This window comes from Candidatus Nitrospira neuquenensis (assembly GCF_979578155.1).
In genome coordinates this window covers 62,383-78,218 of record NZ_CEFZDU010000034.1, presented here as the reverse complement: position 1 = coordinate 78,218, position 15,836 = coordinate 62,383, and the positions used below count along the sequence as shown (strand labels likewise).

Genomic DNA, 15,836 nt, shown 5'->3' with positions numbered 1-15,836 from the left:
GCCTCACGCCATGCCGTCTTGGGTGAAGGATCACGAGGTCTGGGAGAAAGCCAAGGCGCGGGTCCGCGAACAGTATCCGGACCTGTCTGAGGACGATGAGCGCTTCTACGCGCTGGCCACGGCCATCTACAAGAAGATGGGTGGCGCGATCGGGACGGCGAAGTGTCTCCTCGTCTTCGGTAAGGCACACGTCAAGGGGCACTACCGGACTGATCCCAGGACCGGCCGTCAGGTGTACGTGCAACCGTATGACGACAAGCGGCCGACCGCGAGCGGTGAACAGCCTGCCAGTCAGCCCGCTCCAGCAACGCCGGAAGTTCCAACGGTGAAGCTGAACAACGGGCGGGAAGTCGCCGCTAAGTTCAATGAGGGTGAGCTGGTGGCCCTCACCTACGCGAACCGGACTCAGGCAGAGCGGAAGCGTGAGCAGTTGGGGGATGGGTGGGAAGTGGTAGGTGGGACGGGATTGATTCGGCCGTTTTACGTGGCGAAGGTTCCCGCGGAGAGGGCCAAGGAGACAGCGCCCCGCGAAGCGGCGCTGTCCGGGCTGTCCGATGACGAGCTGCGGCGGATGCAGGAGACCGGGGGACGGCATGAGCGCGAGCTGGCCCGTGCGGCGCTGGAGCAACGCCGACAGCGGGCGGCCGGTCAGGATCCTGAAGCCTCCACGATGGCGCCGGCCGACCTGCCCCCTGACGTGCGCGATCAGATTGCGCGGGATGCGCCGCTCAACCCGAAGGTGGCTCCCCTGGTGTACGCCCTAAATCGGGCCGGGATCAAGACGACGCTCTCCGGCGATGCCTACGGCGATGAGTTGGTGTATGTGGACGTAGCGCCAGAGGCCGCGGAGCGGCTGGATCCTGACAAGCTCCCGTCCGGATGGAAGTTGGTCCCGGTGGATACGGCGCACATGAACGAGCAGGTGCTCGGGCTCCCGTTGTCGGACGCTCAACAGCGACAGGCGGAGTATCTTCGCCGGGTCGGCGCGTTTCCGGATCGGCGGAGGCTGGCCAGGGCCGAGAAGCATGGTGTGACGCAGGACGAGGCGGCTCAGATTGTCCAGGCCTTTTCAAGGCAGCCGGAGAAGAAAGAGCCCTGGCAGATGACACGGCGGGAATGGATCGAGCGCGCCCGTCACGCCTTTGTCCGGCGTGATGGTGAACGCCGTCTCTGGCTGCAGTGGGGCGATGCCCTCTACACCATCAAGGACCAGAAGAACGGGAAGCTGACACGCCACGTGGATGACATCCTGGCCGACCTGCACGAGTGGCTTGTCAGGGGCGCGGCCGATCTGCGCCGGCGTGACCGGATTGACGCTGAGCATGCGGAATATCCGGCGCAGCGCGAGGATGCCAGGCGCCGACTGGAGCGTCCAGAGCAATTCTATCCACCCGCAGAGGTCATGGCCGACTACCCGGACCTCCAACCGCAGCGCGAGACGCCGCCGCCAGCCGCGGCCTCACAGTTGCCGATCCAGGTGGAACACCGCACGGGACAGGAAGGGTCCGTCTACGAAGGCGACGATCTCGCGGCGCTCCTGAGGGCCACCAAGAAGGAACAGCGGGGCCGATTCCGGACCATTCAGACCCTTCGAGGCACGCTCGCGCTCGGCACGCACCCCACGACCGGCCGGCCGCTTACGCCCAAGCAGCGGGAGGAGTTGGAGAAAGAACTGGCCAATCTGGAGAAGGAGTACGCGGGAGTCTATGAACAGGTTGAGCAGGCGGCTGGGGACCAGGACGCCCAGCACCTGCGTGAACAGGTGGAGCAGCCGGCTAACTCAGGTCGATCGTTCTCAATTGAGCGCCAGGACCCATCCACCGGTCAGTTGAAGACCCAGACATTCAGGGTTGGGGATTATGTCGAAGTCTGGTTGGGGGAAGGCCGGACCGTGCATGGCACCATCACCGGCATCTCTCATGCCAGGCGTGAGGCGAAAGTTGATGGGACGTGGATGGAATTTGGACGCATCTATCCGGCCTCGCAGACTCCCCTCTCAAGGAAAAAGCAACCGACTGTGCCCCTCAGTAGGAGCATCCGTGAGGCGGAGAAGACGCCTCCTGGTGGATGGAAGGGTGGCGACCAGCTCTCGCTCTTCAAGCGGATCGAGCGCGGCGTTCGGCTCTTCTTCGGAAAGACGCTGACCACCATGCAGCCGGTTCCGGTCAAGGGCCATACACGGACAGTAGGGGGCAAACAGGTGGTGGTGGCGCCGCACGTGGCCCGGCATGCCAAGCGCGCCGACTGGACGAAGCCGATCGGCACGTCGCGGGATGTGTCCCTCGAGGAGCTGAACACGGCCATCCGTCGAGGAGACCAGGTTTGCCAGGAAGACTGTGCAGGTCAGGCCGCGCGCCTGGAAATCCTCCTGCAGCCGCATGTGTACAAGGTCTGGCAGAAGCTGAACACGAAGGACGCTGGAGCCGGGTATCGGGCCTTCCCGCGGGTTCGCCGTGCCACCAATGCCAAGTATGGGGACGGGTATGTCTTCGAGTGGGTCCGCCAAGAGCCGGGCGGCCAAGAGACCGTGATCCCGTGGAACGCGGTCCGCGACGACTACTTCAGCCATCAGCCAGGGACGGCGTGGAACGGGGTGAGCCGGGAGACGCTCCATCGATTCGTGGACGATCTGTACATGATCGCGCGGGGCTATGTGTCCGACGAGATTGTGGACAGCGAGTTCATGCGGCGTGCGGCCCGGGCCGGCCTCCGTGTGCTGGTCCGTCGCGATCTGCCGGCTGGCTTCGCGGTGGGCGAACGGCTCGAACGCCCGTCCGGCGAGCGGGTGACCGTGATCGGGGGGCGGCAAGACCTGGGCGACCCGACTCATTATCTGCTGGTCCAAGATGAGCAGGGGCAGGTGTCGGACCTGAGCCCGGACGCGGTCACCAGTGGGCGAGTGCAGCGGTTACAGAAGGCGCTCGGCCGGGCTTGGCAGCTCCTCTTCGGCAAGGCCCATGTCCGAAGCTATCAACGCACCACGGCCAGCGGCCAGGTTGTCACCGTCCGAGAGCATGACGACAAACGCCGGGCGGCTCACGAGGACCCCGCCGCCGGGCGCCGCCCTCGCCAAGAGGAACCGGCATCGGGGCGCCAGGACCCCCGCCGACCGGTCCAGCCGACCCAGCGTACGGCGCTGGGAACCCCCTTCAATGCGGTCGAGCCGCCGGAGCCCGGACGGTTGGCCGAATGGCTGCATCTGGTCAATCGCGAGCCGGACATCCAGCAGGCGATGCGGGAGGTTCTGGAGGGAACCTCGACGAGGCAACTCTATCGTCAAGCAGACGGAAGCTACACTCCTGAGCGCGCGCAGCTCCATGAGTCCATCGTGGCCAGCATGCTGAATCCCCGTGCGGTGGCCCAGGAGGGGCAACGCCCGCAGGTGTGCATCCTGCTGGGCGCCCCGGCCTCCGGCAAGACCACAGCCCTCCAACCGGCCGCGCGTGAGATCGGTGTCGAGTTCACCGTGATCAACGCCGACGACGTCAAGGAGAAGCTGCCCGAATACAACGGCCGCAATGCCGGGCTGGTCCATGAAGAGTCCAGCGACATCGCCGAAGGCCGCTTGCTCCCGCGGGCCCTTCAGGCGCGGCATCATCTGTGCCTGGACATCACGGGCGCCAACGGGAAGAAGGTCCTGGCCATGGTGGAGGAGTTCCACAAGGCCGGCTACGACATCTCCGTCATGTACGTGCATCTGCCACTGGAAAAAGCCGCGGCGCGGGCGGTCGGCCGCTTCCGCGAGAGCGGGCGCTTCGTGCCGCCGGACTACGTGGTGCACAAGGTAGACGGCGGCCCCGAGCAGACCTATAATGCTCTCAAGAACGACCCGCGTGTCTCCCACTGGAGGAGGTACAGCACCGATGTTGAAAGAGGAGCCCAACCCGTCCGACAAGAGATCGGCCGACGCGACGCCGGAGCCCGGGACGTCGGCAGACCCGTCGCCAAATCCATCGCTCGTGACAGCAGCCTCGCAGGCTTACGAGGAGATGGAGGAGTACCGGAACGACACCATTCTCCAGAGCCTCCAGACCTTCAACAGCACGCCCCGTCAGTAACTGCGCTCCTTGAGCAGGCCGCGGCAAGCCTGCGTGATCATGCGCAGGCGGACATTATGGCGCTGGAAGAGCAGGGCATCACCTCTCAGGATCGTCAGGAGCGGTATCGTCAGGCACTCGACGGCCGGCGCCGGTGCGATCTGGTCAGCCGGATGATCGAGGACCCTACACACGAGGAGGCGTTGTGACACCCAGCAAGGCGAAATTGCTCTTTCGAGTGGCAGTCCTGGAGAACCAGGTCATGGAGATCACGGCCAAGCACAATGCACTGGCCGCCTATGTGAAGACGCTCAGTCTGGATGTGCGGGAGTGTCAGGCGGTCCTCGGTGAGCACGTCGCGCGGCTGCTGGTCACGGAACGGTTGGTGCTCAAGCTCGGGGTGACGCAGGCGGATGTTGAAGCGGAGATGGCGACGGTAACAGCCATGCTTGCGGAGACGCAGAGATCTCGATCGGCGGGAAATGTCGGAGGGTCGGCTTCTGCTCAACTCACTTGAACGTGCGCGCTACTCGTCTATCAGGTCCGCCTGCTTGGTGGCAACAATGGAAGCGTTCATCTGTGGTTGGTTGTGAACGTGTCCCGCTAAGGTGAAGCCGGTGGACGTCATCACGCCGGTGAGTTCGACCCGATACTGTTTCAATTGACCGAACACGGAGTTGGGGTTCCCTGAATAGTTGGAGACGTCCACGGTCACGGAGATCCTGGTCGAGCCGCTGCTGTCATCGAGGCGAAACTTGCCTCTGTAGATATAATCGGCGTCCCCACCGTGCATTTTATTCTCTTTGTCGACGATGACGATGCCGCGACCGTCCAGTCCTTGATTCGACCGAAACTCCGCCGAGTAGATGCCGTGAATCATGCGGGTTCCTCCTTCCTGGGGGCTTGCTACCGCTCCGTTGTCCCCGAGCGGTGAACCGGCTGTGGCGGACGGTGCGTCCACGGATCCGGCTCATGGAACCGGACCGGCAGCGCTGGCCGAAGCTGTTCAAACCGCCTAGCCGGATCGGGATCCGGATCGCCGGTCAGTAAGTCCCCAAACGACCACACGATTGCCACCGGGGCCGCAAGCCCGGTCCAAGCGACCCACCACGGCATCGCTGCCCAGTCCGCCGCGACCTCGATCGCGGTGGATTCTTCATCGTCCTTCTCGGCATCCTCAGTAAGCGTTTCCAGATCAGCGGCGAGGCTGGTCCCCAGCTGGACCGGCGCCAGAGGGGTAGGCATGACCGCCTCCTTGGCGGCACAGGCGGAGAGGAGAAGGCCCAATGCGAGGAGGAGCTTCATCGTAAGCCCAACTCATCTGACATCTGTTTCATTTCGGTCAGGAGATCGCCCATGTGGATCACATCGGCAGTGAGAGGATCAATCTTCCGCTGTTTGGCTTTCAAGCGGAGTTCGGCGACGAGGCCGATGGCTTCTGAGCGGCGACGCTGCCGCACTTCCTCTGGTTTCATCACAGTGTGAACCTTGGCCAGTCGGCGACAGAGAGGACAGACGACATTGACGGGAATGCCTCCCCCATAGTCCTTGACTCTGACAAACACCGTCCTGGCAGGGCATTCGGGGTTGTCACAGTAGAGCTCGATCTCGCCTATCGGCTGAGCCAGTCCTTTAAGGATCTCGTCATTCGGCAGCACAGAGAACAACTCCCCTCGTGGGCACCCATCATTTCTTGCCCCTGGCCTTCTTCTCGGCCGGGGCTGGGGCGAGCTTGAAGTAGGCGTCCAAGGCTTCCCGGACTTGCTCGCTGTGGGACTTCCCGGTGTCCCATTGCGTCTGCTCCAGCCGCTCGATCTGGTCGGGACGGATCAGAAAGCCCTTGAGCACATGGGCACCGACCTTGCGCGAGGGAGCCGGAGGTTTCCGCATCGTCGGATCTGATGCTACTCCTGATAAGGTGGTCATCTCAAGGCCTTTTTCTCAGATGGCGCGGCGCGCCCGGCCTCTCCCGAACCTCCGGCGAGATCGAGAAACTCCAGCTCGCCGTCCTTGTCGAAGCCGTCGCGCAGCAGACCACTGCGGACCGCCGGCCGACCGTCGTAGGCGCGATATCCATGTGGCAAGGGACGATCAGGAAGATCCCACGCAACCATGACGCCCGAGCCATAGTCCTGGTCAATCACTCCTTCGGTGCCCGCGGGGACGCCCGCGAAGTCGACAAGGCTTCGCACGCGCGTTCCGACGATCGCGTCCTCTGGTTTCATCGCATCACCTCCACTGTTGGAAGCTGCTCGTCCGGAACCGGCAGGTGTTCGCCGATCTCGGCTGCGAGCAGGCAGGGGACATGGTAGAGCCAACCCTCTTCATCTTCGACGAAGGGCTCGCTGGCCTGAAAGTCCTGCCGGCAGCCGGAACACCGCTTGCCGACTTCGATCATGATCCCGATCATGGCGTGCCTCCCTTCTTCCGTGTCGCAGGCTCCACCTTGAGGTGGGCGATCACGGTCTGCCGGTAACACCAGTCCACCGGCAGACAGTAGGTCTTCCGCTCGCCCTTCAACCGGAGGCCGATCGTGTCCCCGGGCGGGGCGAGGCTGACGATGACCGGTCGACGCCGGCCATTACTGAAGACGGTCGACGCGGCTTCTCGCCGCATGGGATGGGTGACGGTCGTCATTGCTCGTGCTCCTTCTGGCCGAAGACCGCCATCGCCTGATCCCGGATGGATCCGCGAAAGCCGGCTGCGCGGGCGCTCTGGATGTACTGCCTGGCCATGGTCGCATGCTCCCGATAGTTGACCGGCACGAGATGGTGGCAGCGACGCCCCGTCTTGAACCGTGGCACCAGGTCGTGCCGGTGGCGAAAGTAGCTCAGCGCCAGGAGCGCGTACTTCAGGCCGTCATTCATCATGACGGGCGCTGCCCGTTGTTGCCTGTTCATTTGCCTTCGGCTGCGCCGCTCATCAAGGCATGCAGGTTCTCCGTGTGGAACATGATGCGTTCGTTCTGGTACCGGATGGCCTCGGCTGCATTCTCTGCCGTCAGGACTGGAAACTGTCGCTCTCGGTCTTGGATCGCCAACGTGCAGGCTCGCTGGTGGATGCTCCGCTCCCGAATGTCAGCGAGGGTGTCGGGCAGCGGGCTGACCAGGCGGTAGTGTCTCCGGCTGTATCCCGTCCGCCCCATGCTCAGTTCTCCTCCGGCAATAGGATCGTGATCACCGGCTCGCCGTCATCCCCAGGACCGCAAATCGCTTTCAGGGTGACCAGCTTCGGCCGGCGGTTGTCGTTCCGCACGTAGAGCCGATAGAGCAGCGGGTTGCTGCCGTGGCGAGCGGACTGCCGAAACATCCAGAGGATGTCCCACAGTCGCCCGGCCTCATCCTGGCAGCTCACGCCGGCGGGCACTTCCACGTAGCAGTCCCAGACAGCCCGCGTGAGCGCCACCGGGAACGTGATCCCTGCCTCCTTCGCGACACTGGTGACGTCGACCAACGTCCCGTCCTCGATCGCCTGCGCCCGCGTGTAGGTCGAGACAACTTCCACGCCTTCCCAGAGTCCTGAATCCTGCGCGTTCTCCATCGTGCACCTCCTCACTGACTGCCCCGTGAACCGAGGAAATGATAATATGATAACCTTATCATGTCAAGCGGTGCAGAAACTTTTTCTGTCCACGGTGTCCACAGTGTCCAAATCCGGCGATGGTGGCGTGCTAGGGAACGGGCATGCTGACTGCGCTGGAACGGCTGACGGCCTTTCCGCTGGCCCTCAAGGCTGTGCCCAAGCTCGAAGCTGGGCAGCGGATCATCTACTGCGAGCCCAGCAATGAGGGCACGGACTTGGAGGGGGAGCGCGTCCTCCGGGAGGCCCTCCGCGACTCTCGCGACTACTTCCTCGCCAAGGGCAACTTCGACATCGACCACCTCACCATCCGCGGCTACCAGATGCCGCACATCGACAACCCGCGGCTCTGGGAGATTGGCCGGCCGACCGAGGTGCGGTTCGACGATCGGCGTACTTTCGTCAAGGGATTCATCTATCAGGGCACCGGCCCCATGGCCCAGAAGGCCAATGAATTCTGGTCCAGCTTGACCGAGCTAGAACCGCCGATGGTCTGGTACCCCTCGGTCGGCGGCCATATCCGAGAAGCCGGCACCATCCTGCCCAAAGGCGAGGCTGTCCCCGTCCGGGCCATCCGCAAGGTCTTCTGGAACAACGTCGGGTTCTCGCGCGAGCCGGTCAATCCGACCGTGCCCGGTGTGTCGCTGATGCCCTTGGGTGAGTTCGCCAAGTGCTGGATTGGGGCTGGGTCTCGACTCGACTACACCCCGGTCGCCAAGGCCATCGACGCGGGGTACGGGACGGATGTCGCCTCGCTGACTGGGGGCGGCGCCCTTCGGCGGGAATCCCTGCACGGAGATCCCCGCTACCGCGCCGCGGTGGTGCGCCTGGAAGGGGCAATGCGCACGGGGGATCTGGCTCCCCGCGGCGACAAGCTCACCGTCTGCGATCTGGTGGACTACCTGATGGATCAGGGGCTCGTGCAGGACGAGGCCCTCACCATCGTCCGGCAATTCCTGTCCGATCTCTCAACCCAACGAAAGGAGCACGCGCATGTGGGGTAACACCACGCTCATGGCGAAGTCGGTCGCGGCCGGCGAGGACAAGAAGGCGGCCGCGGAGCAGGAGATGGAGCAGCTCGAAAAGGCGTTCACGGGCGCCATGGAGGGGCTGGATGCCTTCCTGAAGGCCCACACGGCCAAGCCGCCCGAGAACGGCAACGGGGGCGGTGGGGCCCCGGCAGGCAAGGCGGCGGGCGAGTCCCCGGTACGGCCGTGGGAGCAGGCCAAGACCATCACGAAGTCGGTCCAGCAGCCGCCCATCGACGATCCGGACGTGGTGGACGGCGAGGCGTTCGTCAAGGGCGTCCACCTGCATCTCGACCAGATCGAGAAGAGCTTCGGGACTCTGCAGGAGCGGATCGGGCGCTTGGAGGAGCAGCTCGTCAGGCAGCTCGAGGGGACGGTGACGATCGCCAAGAGCTTGCAGGCGTTCGGCTCGCTCCAGAAGGCCCTGGCCGGAGAGGTGGCGCATCTCGGCTACCAGCCGCGGATGCGCAAGAGCGTCCTGAGCATCTTCGACAAGGAGTCCAGCGGCGCCGCCGCGGGCGAGGGCAGCGCCGGCAAGCTGAACCAGGGCGAGGTCATGACCAAGGCGCTCCAGGCGCAGAAGGCGGGCCGGCTGTCGGCGGTGGAGGTCGCCGAGATGGACAGCTACTTCCGCATGGGCCTGGAGCCGCCCAAGCGGCTGCTCGAGGCGGCCACGGGAAGCTGACGCGACATCAAGCAAGTGGCTGGGCCTAGCCTTGGCCAGCGAACGGGGTGGCGTCCCTACACCCTGGCCCAGCCGCGATGATCACAGGGACTGACGCACGCGGGGAGGTGCCCATGAGGAGACCCTATGAACACCTTCTACGGCAACGCCCAGTTCGGGATGGGCTACCCCGCTGGCGTCATGATGGGGCTGCCCGCCTGGCAGGAGCTCATGAAGGCCATCGAGGCCGGCTACGGGACCGATGTGGCCGCGCTGAGCGGCGGTGGCGCGCTCCGGCTGGAGAGCTTGGAGCATACCCTGATGGCCACCATCCAGGAGAACAAACACTTCCGGCTGATGAACGTTCTCAAGAAGACGCCGGCTGGGGCCACCGTCGACCAATGGGTCGAGCAGTCCTCGATCGGCGGCCGCGTCGGCGGGGCGTTCAACACCGAGCTGGGTGACATCGCGTCCGCGAGCGGGCAGTACGACCGGCGCGTCGCGTTCGTCAAGTACCTGATGACCCGCCGGAGCGTGTCGGTCGTGCAGATGGCCCAGGAGAGCATCGTCAACGCCAAGGCCCAGGAAGAGGTCAACGGCTCCCGCGAGCTGTTGACCTCGGCCGAGTGGGGCAACTTCTACGGCGACTCCTCGGTGGTGCCGGAGGAGTACGACGGCCTGGTCAAGATCCTCACGGATCTCAACAGCGTCGATCACGTGATCGACATGGAGGGCCAGCCGATGGACTCCAACGGCTTCCAGAAGATTCTGGAAGCGGCCGGGACGGTCTACGACTTCGGTCAGTTCGGCATGCCGACCGACCTGTACCTGTCGGTGCGGGCTCAGACGGACCTGGACCTGTACCTCGATCCGGCCTTCCGGGTGAACCTGGACAATAACCCGGCCAGCGTCACGCTGGGCGCGCCCGTCAAGGCCATTCGGACCTCCTTCGGCGACATCGGCACGAACCCGGACGTGTTCATTCGGGAAGGCGACATGCCGGCTGAAGCGAAGAGCCCGGCCACCAACACCACGTCGGACCCGACCAAGCCGCAGGCAGTCGCCTTGGCCGTGGCGAGCGATGCGTCGAGCAAGTTCGGGTCCTCGCACGCGGGGAACTACTACTACGCGGTCTCCGGCATCAGCAAGAACGGCGAGTCCGACCTGCGGATCTCCGCCCAGCAGGCCATCGCCGCAGGGGAGAAGTGCACCCTCACGATCACGGCCTCGGCGGCGCAGGACGAGACCGGGTACGCGATCTACCGCAGCCGGAAGAACGGCAGCAACACCAAGACGGACTTCCGGCTCGTGACCCGGATTCCGCGGACCGGTGCCTCCAGCACCTTCGTGGACCTCAACCGGCTGATCCCGGGGACCAGCATCGCGTGCGTGCTGAACCTGGCGCCGGCGTACAACGCGATCGGGTGGCGGCAGCTTCTGCCGATGACCCGGTTCCAGTTGTATCCGACCGCGAAGGCCGAGGACCCGTGGGCTCAGCTCCTGTTCGGGTACTTGCGGGTGACGAAGGCCAGGCAGCACGTGCTCATCAAGAACATCCTGCCGAAGAAGGTGAAGGAGAACTGGGATCCCTTCGCCTGAGGTCGGCTGAGGGCGATCGGGAGGGAGTCTGGGACTGAGCATGGGGTGGGGGTGTCTGGCCTCCACCCCGTGACACTACGCGAAGGGGGACGTGATGCCACGAGTGCTGTGCACGTTGCGCAACTGCTCCGAGCTGGTCAGTGGAAAGACCTTCAGCCCTGTCCCGGGCGGGATGGTGTCCGAGGACCTGACGCCAGCCGAGGCCGAACGGTTCCTGCGGATCCCTGGCTACGTCGTGTACACCGGGGACATGCCCGCGCCGAATGCCTCCACCGTGAGTCCCGCGCCGGAGCTGACTACGGCCGTGGAAGCGCCAGCGCCCGGCCCCGCCGACGAGCCCGATCGGGCCAGTGGGCCCATGGTGGACGGGGAGGCTGAGTCTGGCGCCAGCAAGAAGAAGGGCAAGAGCGGCAAGGTATAACCCGTCTGGCCATCACGACGAGCGAAGACGGATCACGGGAATCCAGATGTAGGGAGGGCAGCGCATGGCGACGAAACAAAGCAAGGTGTCGCGGATGACACCCGCGGCCAAACAGGCCCAGCTTGGCGAGAAGCTGGCCGCGCTCATCGCCCTGGGGAACGAACTGCGGGACGATCACGCCACCTTCAAGACCGCGATGGACAGCCTCCAGGCGGCGATGAAGTACATGGCGCTGTCGGCGGCCGGACTCACCATCGGCGATGTCGGATCGAGCGAGAAACACAAGGTCAAGATCGCCAACACCGTCACGTACCTGAACAACGGCCTGTTCAAGACGAAGACCTCGGCCCACGTCGCCTTCACGGACACCACGCACGACATCGCGGCGGACGCCGGCGCGGTGAAGGAGGCCGTGTACCTGATGAGCCTGGCGGCGAACGGCACGCCCACGCTGACCATGGGGGCCATCGCCACGGGGGCCGGCAACGCGGCCATTCCGGCGGTCCCGGCCAACGAAACGCCCATTGGGCACGTGCGGATCGCCGTGGCGGCGGGAGCGACCCCGTTCAACGCCAACACGGACAACCTGGATGCCGCCCATCTCACGGTGACGTATACCGACCTGGCCTTCGTGGCCGGGGCCATCGGCGCGGCGCCCGCGGCGCTCTCGGCGGCAGCAGTGGAGACGCTTGATTAACGGATGCCGGACCCGATCACCAAGAGCGGGATCACCGCCGCGGACTTGCGGGCGTACCTGTTTGGGATCGTCTGCCATCTGAAGAAGGCCGAGTCCTTCAGCGACGGCTACCTGGAGAACAAGATCCGGCAGGCCGAAGACCAGCTTGCCCGCGACCTGGGGATCTTGTTCAAGAAGACCGTCATCAAGTGCGAGCCGCAACCGGGCGATCAGTTCGACCTCGAAGAGCCGGCCTACGACTACGAGTCCGATTTCTTCCTGGGCGAACGCTGGGGATGGCTGCGGGTCCGGCGGTACCCGGTCCGGTCGGTGGAACGGATGGTGTTCGCGTTTCCGAACATCGAGTCCAAGGTCTTCACCGTCCCGGCTGCCTGGATTCGACTGGACAAGTTGTTCGGGGTGATCCGGCTCGTCCCCGCGCAAGCCGCGATCTACGCGCCCATGACCGCCTATCTCCTGTCGCTCATAGGCGGTGGGCGCGACATTCCCCAGGCGATCTTCGTGGACTACACCGCCGGGTTCGACGGGCCCGACGAGATCAAAGTCCATGACCAGGACATCCTGGAGTTGGTCAAGCGTCTGGCGGTGCTGGAAATCGCGGCGGATGGGCTCCTCCCGGCGTCGTTCTCCTCGTCTGGGGATGGGATCACCCAGTCGTTCTCCTGGGACCTGAAGACATACCGCGAAGACACTCGAACAAAGGAAAGTCATCTGCGGGACCGCATCAAGGGGGTGCGGTTGGCCGTGGTGTGAGGGGACATGGAGGGCCTCGGGTTCTCGGTTTGCGGATTCAATGCGATGCTCGCCCTCGCCGGCCAGCCGGCAACGTGGGAGCGGGCCCTCGTCTGCCCCTGCCGCACCACCCGCACTGGTGGAGCCGATCCGGCCTGTGCTGTCTGCCAGGGAAGGGGGTTCATCTGGGAATCGCCCCAGGCGGTCACGATTGGCCTCAACGGCGTGAATCTGCGGCGTGAGTGGGCGCCGTTCTCGCAGTGGGAAAACGGGGACATCGTCGCGATCATCCCCTCCGATTCGCCTGCCTATCGGGCCGGGGAGTACGACCGGTTCACGCTCACGCAGGCCGTCTTGCCGCTCACCATGATCCTGACCCGCGGGGTGAACGACACGCTGAAGTATCGCACCATTCAGAGCGTGCTGAAGGTATGGGCGATCGTGAATGGCGCCAAGAAAGAGTTTGTCGAGGTCGTCGCCGGGGAAGGCGATTACACCCTGAACGGGAACACCTTCGCGTGGGTCACCAACGAGCTCCAGCCAGGGCAGCAATACTCGGTGCTCTTCGAGGCACATCCGGAATACGGCGTCTACAAGGATCTCCTGCATGATCGACCGATCGGGGGCCAGGCGCTGCCGCGGCGGGTGCATCTCCGGCACATGCCGCTCCTGCTCCAGGCGGTGACGTGATGGCGCGCATCGAAGTCCAGATCCCGCTCACGGTGTTCCTGCCGCCGCAGGTGGACCGCTTGATTCGGGAAGCGTTTCGCCCGGATGCCGTGGCCCAGCTCTTCCCCAACACGATTCGACGCCTGGGCGAGCTCGGCCAGGTCGGGGTCACGCTCTGGCGGGAGCGGGCGACGCAAATCCCCGGCACGGAAGGCCGGCCGCTGAAGCTCGGGCCGCCCATGGTCCGGCTCAACCGGCAGGAGTATGCGAACAGCATCGCGCTCCGTCCGGCCGAGATCGCCCCTGATGGCCTGTCGGTAGAGATCGCCACGGCCGATCCGCAAGCCGAGACGATCGAAGATGGCGGCACCCTCATCGACTTGCACGCCGTCCTGTCCTACGCGCCCAAGGCACGTGTGAGCAAGGTTGGCAAGAAGTACCTGTCCATCCCCTTTCGGCATGCCACGACGGCGCCAGGGGGGACAGGGGGGCAGCGATTCCAGGCCACCAGCGCCAAGTGGGGCTCCAACGTCCTGCCGCCGAAGGTGCTGGCGGTCATGCAGACCAAGAAGCCCTCGCAGGTCGTTGGGAGCTACTTCGAGCGTGGGCCGAACACTCGGGGCGGCATGGTGCAGCGGTTCCTCTACAGTCGGCGCCCCGGCCGTCTGACGCTCACGGAACTGACGCAGCTCGGCTATTCGGCCCAGTCGATCGAGGCGCGGAAGTTGACGGGTCTGTTCCGTACGGGCCGGGCCGGACACGGGGCATACCTGACCATTCGGACGCTGTCGGAGGCTCAGCCTGAGGGCTGGCGGATCCAGCCCTACCAGGCCCAGCACCTGGCCCAGAAAACGGCGCAGGACCTGCGCGCTCTGGCGTCTGACTGGTTCGATGGCGCGTTGAAGGCCGACGCGGCCCTCTGGGCGGCGGCGGTGGGGGCTGAGGGATGAATCCGGTCACCTTCCAAGAGGCGAGGCCACTGACGTTCGGGGGCGCGGTCCGGCTGCTGTGGGTGCAGCCGACCGACCCGGTCTTTCATCACGTCAAGATCCTGCGGAAGCTGACCAACGACATCACCGGGCACACCGATCCTGGCGCGACGGTGGTCTACAGCGGGGGCGGCGTCAGTGCCGGTGAATACCGCTCGGTCTTTCTCCCGGATGACCTGATCCAGGCCGACCAGTATCGCACCACGCTGGACCTGCAGGCGTTGAGCTGGGCAACGACCTACTACTACGCGATCTTCGCCTGCAACGCCGATGAGAGCGAGGTCTCCGTCGCGGCCACGATGCAGGCCCGGACGCCAGAGGCGAGCACCTTCGAGGAAGTCGATGTCATCGGGGAACTGCTGGCCTACCTGAAGTCGTACCTGGCTCGGCAGATCCAGACCGCGAAGCTGCCGGTCCGGGCTGGGGTCAACGTGGTCCAGATCATCGAAGGCCCACCCTTGATCGACTCCAAGTTTCCGGTGGTGTCGCTGCATTTGGACGCGGACACGCCCGTGGCGTTCACCCTGGCGGACGAGTTGGATCAGCTCGATGAGGCCGGTGACGTGAAGGTCCGCCGGCGGGGGTACCTTTCGGAGGTCCACATCCGCGTCCAGGGGTGGAGCGAGAACCCTGACACCCGTCGGCATCTGTATCGGACCCTCAAGGGGGCGCTCGTCTCGGTGCGGGAGCTGATGGAAACCCTGGGAGTCATGAATCTGTCCATGACCGGCCAGTACCTCGAGGAGTTCGAGAAGTACAACATGCCGCTCTTCATCGGGGCCCTCACGTTGACGGGGCAGATGCAGACCAGCGTGCGGGAGACGCCGGACGAGCCGGTCATCGCTGAAATCGACGTGATCGAGCCCACCCTGACCGGGGTGTCGATCGCGGCACCGTAGAAGGAGCCACCATGAACCCGAAGCGAGGAGAGGAACGGACTGCCGAGCCCAGGTCGGAGACGAAAGTGTCGGCTGGTGAGGCGGCGCCCACCGCGGCGCCCCTGATGAGCCTGCAGGAATTCATGGCCACGAGCGGGGAAAACCGAACGCTCCTGGCGGGCTTTCGGCGGGCTGCGTTGCAGCGCAAGGGGGCGATGCGACGGACGGAGGCCCAGTGGCGGGCTGCGCTCCACCAGTGGGCGGCCCAGCCGGCCGGGTAACGGAGGCGCATGGAGGGCGCGGCGCTCCTCGCAGCCATCTGGTTGCAGTACGTGGCGCCCCTCCGATTGCCAGAGGCGCCGTCGCTCTGGGTGGGCCAGGCCGTGATGAGGGCCCAGCGGATCACCGAAGTGCCGGTCTGTGTGGAACCGAGGCAGGCGCCGCGGCGGTGCCACTATCTGATCTTCGAGGGGCGGAAACTCATCGCCGTCCAGCCGGCCACGGTGGCCCGGTGTGACGGACTGACACACGAAGGAGGCTGAC

General features: G+C 65.0%; 23 protein-coding genes. 13 read left to right on the top strand and 10 right to left on the bottom strand.

Going from position 1 to position 15,836, the window contains the following annotated elements; genetic code table 11:
• Positions 1–10 precede the first annotated feature (10 nt).
• Both AC1U7O_RS12550 and AC1U7O_RS12545 read left to right on the top strand, forming a co-directional pair.
• Complete coding sequence (locus tag AC1U7O_RS12550) at positions 11–4,246, top strand: zeta toxin family protein (RefSeq protein WP_479895125.1); 4,236 nt, start codon at positions 11–13, stop codon at positions 4,244–4,246.
• On the top strand, positions 4,243–4,554 hold the full coding sequence (locus tag AC1U7O_RS12545; RefSeq protein WP_479895124.1) for a hypothetical protein: 312 nt from the start codon (positions 4,243–4,245) through the stop codon (positions 4,552–4,554). Before AC1U7O_RS12550 ends, AC1U7O_RS12545 begins: the two co-directional genes overlap by 4 nt.
• A 9-nt stretch (positions 4,555–4,563) precedes the next feature.
• Here the strand turns inward: AC1U7O_RS12545 and AC1U7O_RS12540 are convergent, their stop codons facing one another.
• Genes AC1U7O_RS12540 through AC1U7O_RS12495 form a run of 10 tightly spaced genes read right to left on the bottom strand, consistent with a single transcriptional unit; the run spans position 4,564 to position 7,577 of the window.
• Positions 4,564–4,917 carry a hypothetical protein gene (locus AC1U7O_RS12540; RefSeq protein ID WP_479895123.1) on the bottom strand — a complete coding sequence of 118 codons (354 nt, stop codon included), beginning with the start codon at positions 4,915–4,917 and terminating at the stop codon, positions 4,564–4,566.
• 26 nt (positions 4,918–4,943) lie between these two features.
• Positions 4,944–5,342: a hypothetical protein gene (locus tag AC1U7O_RS12535; protein WP_479895122.1), complete on the bottom strand. Its 399-nt coding sequence runs from the start codon at positions 5,340–5,342 to the stop codon at positions 4,944–4,946.
• Complete coding sequence (locus tag AC1U7O_RS12530; RefSeq protein ID WP_479895121.1) at positions 5,339–5,704, bottom strand: hypothetical protein; 366 nt, start codon at positions 5,702–5,704, stop codon at positions 5,339–5,341. Before AC1U7O_RS12530 ends, AC1U7O_RS12535 begins: the two co-directional genes overlap by 4 nt.
• Positions 5,705–5,723: 19 nt before the next feature.
• Positions 5,724–5,927, bottom strand: coding sequence for a hypothetical protein (locus AC1U7O_RS12525; protein ID WP_479895120.1), 204 nt, complete (start codon positions 5,925–5,927; stop codon positions 5,724–5,726).
• A gap of 32 nt (positions 5,928–5,959) precedes the next feature.
• Positions 5,960–6,262, bottom strand: a complete 303-nt coding sequence (locus AC1U7O_RS12520) for a hypothetical protein (RefSeq protein WP_479895119.1) — start codon at positions 6,260–6,262, stop codon at positions 5,960–5,962.
• Entirely contained in the window at positions 6,259–6,447 is a 189-nt protein-coding gene (locus tag AC1U7O_RS12515; protein ID WP_479895118.1) for a hypothetical protein, read from the bottom strand. Before AC1U7O_RS12515 ends, AC1U7O_RS12520 begins: the two co-directional genes overlap by 4 nt.
• A complete protein-coding gene (locus AC1U7O_RS12510) occupies positions 6,444–6,674 on the bottom strand; it encodes a hypothetical protein (protein WP_479895117.1) in 231 nt (76 codons plus the stop codon). The genes AC1U7O_RS12515 and AC1U7O_RS12510 overlap by 4 nt, the downstream gene beginning before the upstream one ends.
• Positions 6,671–6,907 (bottom strand): hypothetical protein, encoded by a 237-nt coding sequence (locus tag AC1U7O_RS12505; RefSeq protein ID WP_479895116.1) that lies wholly within the window; start codon positions 6,905–6,907, stop codon positions 6,671–6,673. Before AC1U7O_RS12505 ends, AC1U7O_RS12510 begins: the two co-directional genes overlap by 4 nt.
• Before the next feature lie 26 nt (positions 6,908–6,933).
• A complete protein-coding gene (locus tag AC1U7O_RS12500) occupies positions 6,934–7,182 on the bottom strand; it encodes a hypothetical protein (protein WP_479895115.1) in 249 nt (82 codons plus the stop codon).
• Between the two features lie 2 nt (positions 7,183–7,184).
• Positions 7,185–7,577 carry a DUF6573 family protein gene (locus AC1U7O_RS12495; RefSeq protein WP_479895114.1) on the bottom strand — a complete coding sequence of 131 codons (393 nt, stop codon included), beginning with the start codon at positions 7,575–7,577 and terminating at the stop codon, positions 7,185–7,187.
• 143 nt (positions 7,578–7,720) lie between these two features.
• On the opposite strand from AC1U7O_RS12495, the gene AC1U7O_RS12490 reads away from it, so the two are divergent.
• From AC1U7O_RS12490 to AC1U7O_RS12440, 11 genes are all read left to right on the top strand, one after another.
• Positions 7,721–8,620, top strand: coding sequence for a hypothetical protein (locus tag AC1U7O_RS12490; protein WP_479895113.1), 900 nt, complete (start codon positions 7,721–7,723; stop codon positions 8,618–8,620).
• The gene (locus tag AC1U7O_RS12485; protein ID WP_479895112.1) at positions 8,610–9,329 is read left to right on the top strand and encodes a hypothetical protein; all 720 of its coding nucleotides are present in this window, start codon (positions 8,610–8,612) and stop codon (positions 9,327–9,329) included. The genes AC1U7O_RS12490 and AC1U7O_RS12485 overlap by 11 nt, the downstream gene beginning before the upstream one ends.
• Positions 9,330–9,455: 126 nt before the next feature.
• Complete coding sequence (locus AC1U7O_RS12480) at positions 9,456–10,907, top strand: hypothetical protein (protein ID WP_479895111.1); 1,452 nt, start codon at positions 9,456–9,458, stop codon at positions 10,905–10,907.
• Positions 10,908–11,001: 94 nt separating this feature from the next.
• Positions 11,002–11,328, top strand: a complete 327-nt coding sequence (locus AC1U7O_RS12475; protein WP_479895110.1) for a hypothetical protein — start codon at positions 11,002–11,004, stop codon at positions 11,326–11,328.
• A gap of 64 nt (positions 11,329–11,392) precedes the next feature.
• Complete coding sequence (locus AC1U7O_RS12470; RefSeq protein ID WP_479895109.1) at positions 11,393–12,025, top strand: hypothetical protein; 633 nt, start codon at positions 11,393–11,395, stop codon at positions 12,023–12,025.
• 3 nt (positions 12,026–12,028) lie between these two features.
• Entirely contained in the window at positions 12,029–12,778 is a 750-nt protein-coding gene (locus tag AC1U7O_RS12465; protein ID WP_479895108.1) for a hypothetical protein, read from the top strand.
• 6 nt (positions 12,779–12,784) lie between these two features.
• A complete protein-coding gene (locus AC1U7O_RS12460; protein WP_479895107.1) occupies positions 12,785–13,447 on the top strand; it encodes a hypothetical protein in 663 nt (220 codons plus the stop codon).
• A complete protein-coding gene (locus AC1U7O_RS12455) occupies positions 13,447–14,376 on the top strand; it encodes a hypothetical protein (RefSeq protein WP_479895106.1) in 930 nt (309 codons plus the stop codon). The genes AC1U7O_RS12460 and AC1U7O_RS12455 overlap by 1 nt, the downstream gene beginning before the upstream one ends.
• The gene (locus AC1U7O_RS12450) at positions 14,373–15,314 is read left to right on the top strand and encodes a hypothetical protein (RefSeq protein WP_479895105.1); all 942 of its coding nucleotides are present in this window, start codon (positions 14,373–14,375) and stop codon (positions 15,312–15,314) included. The genes AC1U7O_RS12455 and AC1U7O_RS12450 overlap by 4 nt, the downstream gene beginning before the upstream one ends.
• Before the next feature lie 65 nt (positions 15,315–15,379).
• Positions 15,380–15,574, top strand: a complete 195-nt coding sequence (locus AC1U7O_RS12445; RefSeq protein ID WP_479895104.1) for a hypothetical protein — start codon at positions 15,380–15,382, stop codon at positions 15,572–15,574.
• 9 nt (positions 15,575–15,583) lie between these two features.
• Positions 15,584–15,835: a hypothetical protein gene (locus AC1U7O_RS12440; protein ID WP_479895103.1), complete on the top strand. Its 252-nt coding sequence runs from the start codon at positions 15,584–15,586 to the stop codon at positions 15,833–15,835.
• Position 15,836: the final 1 nt, after the last annotated feature.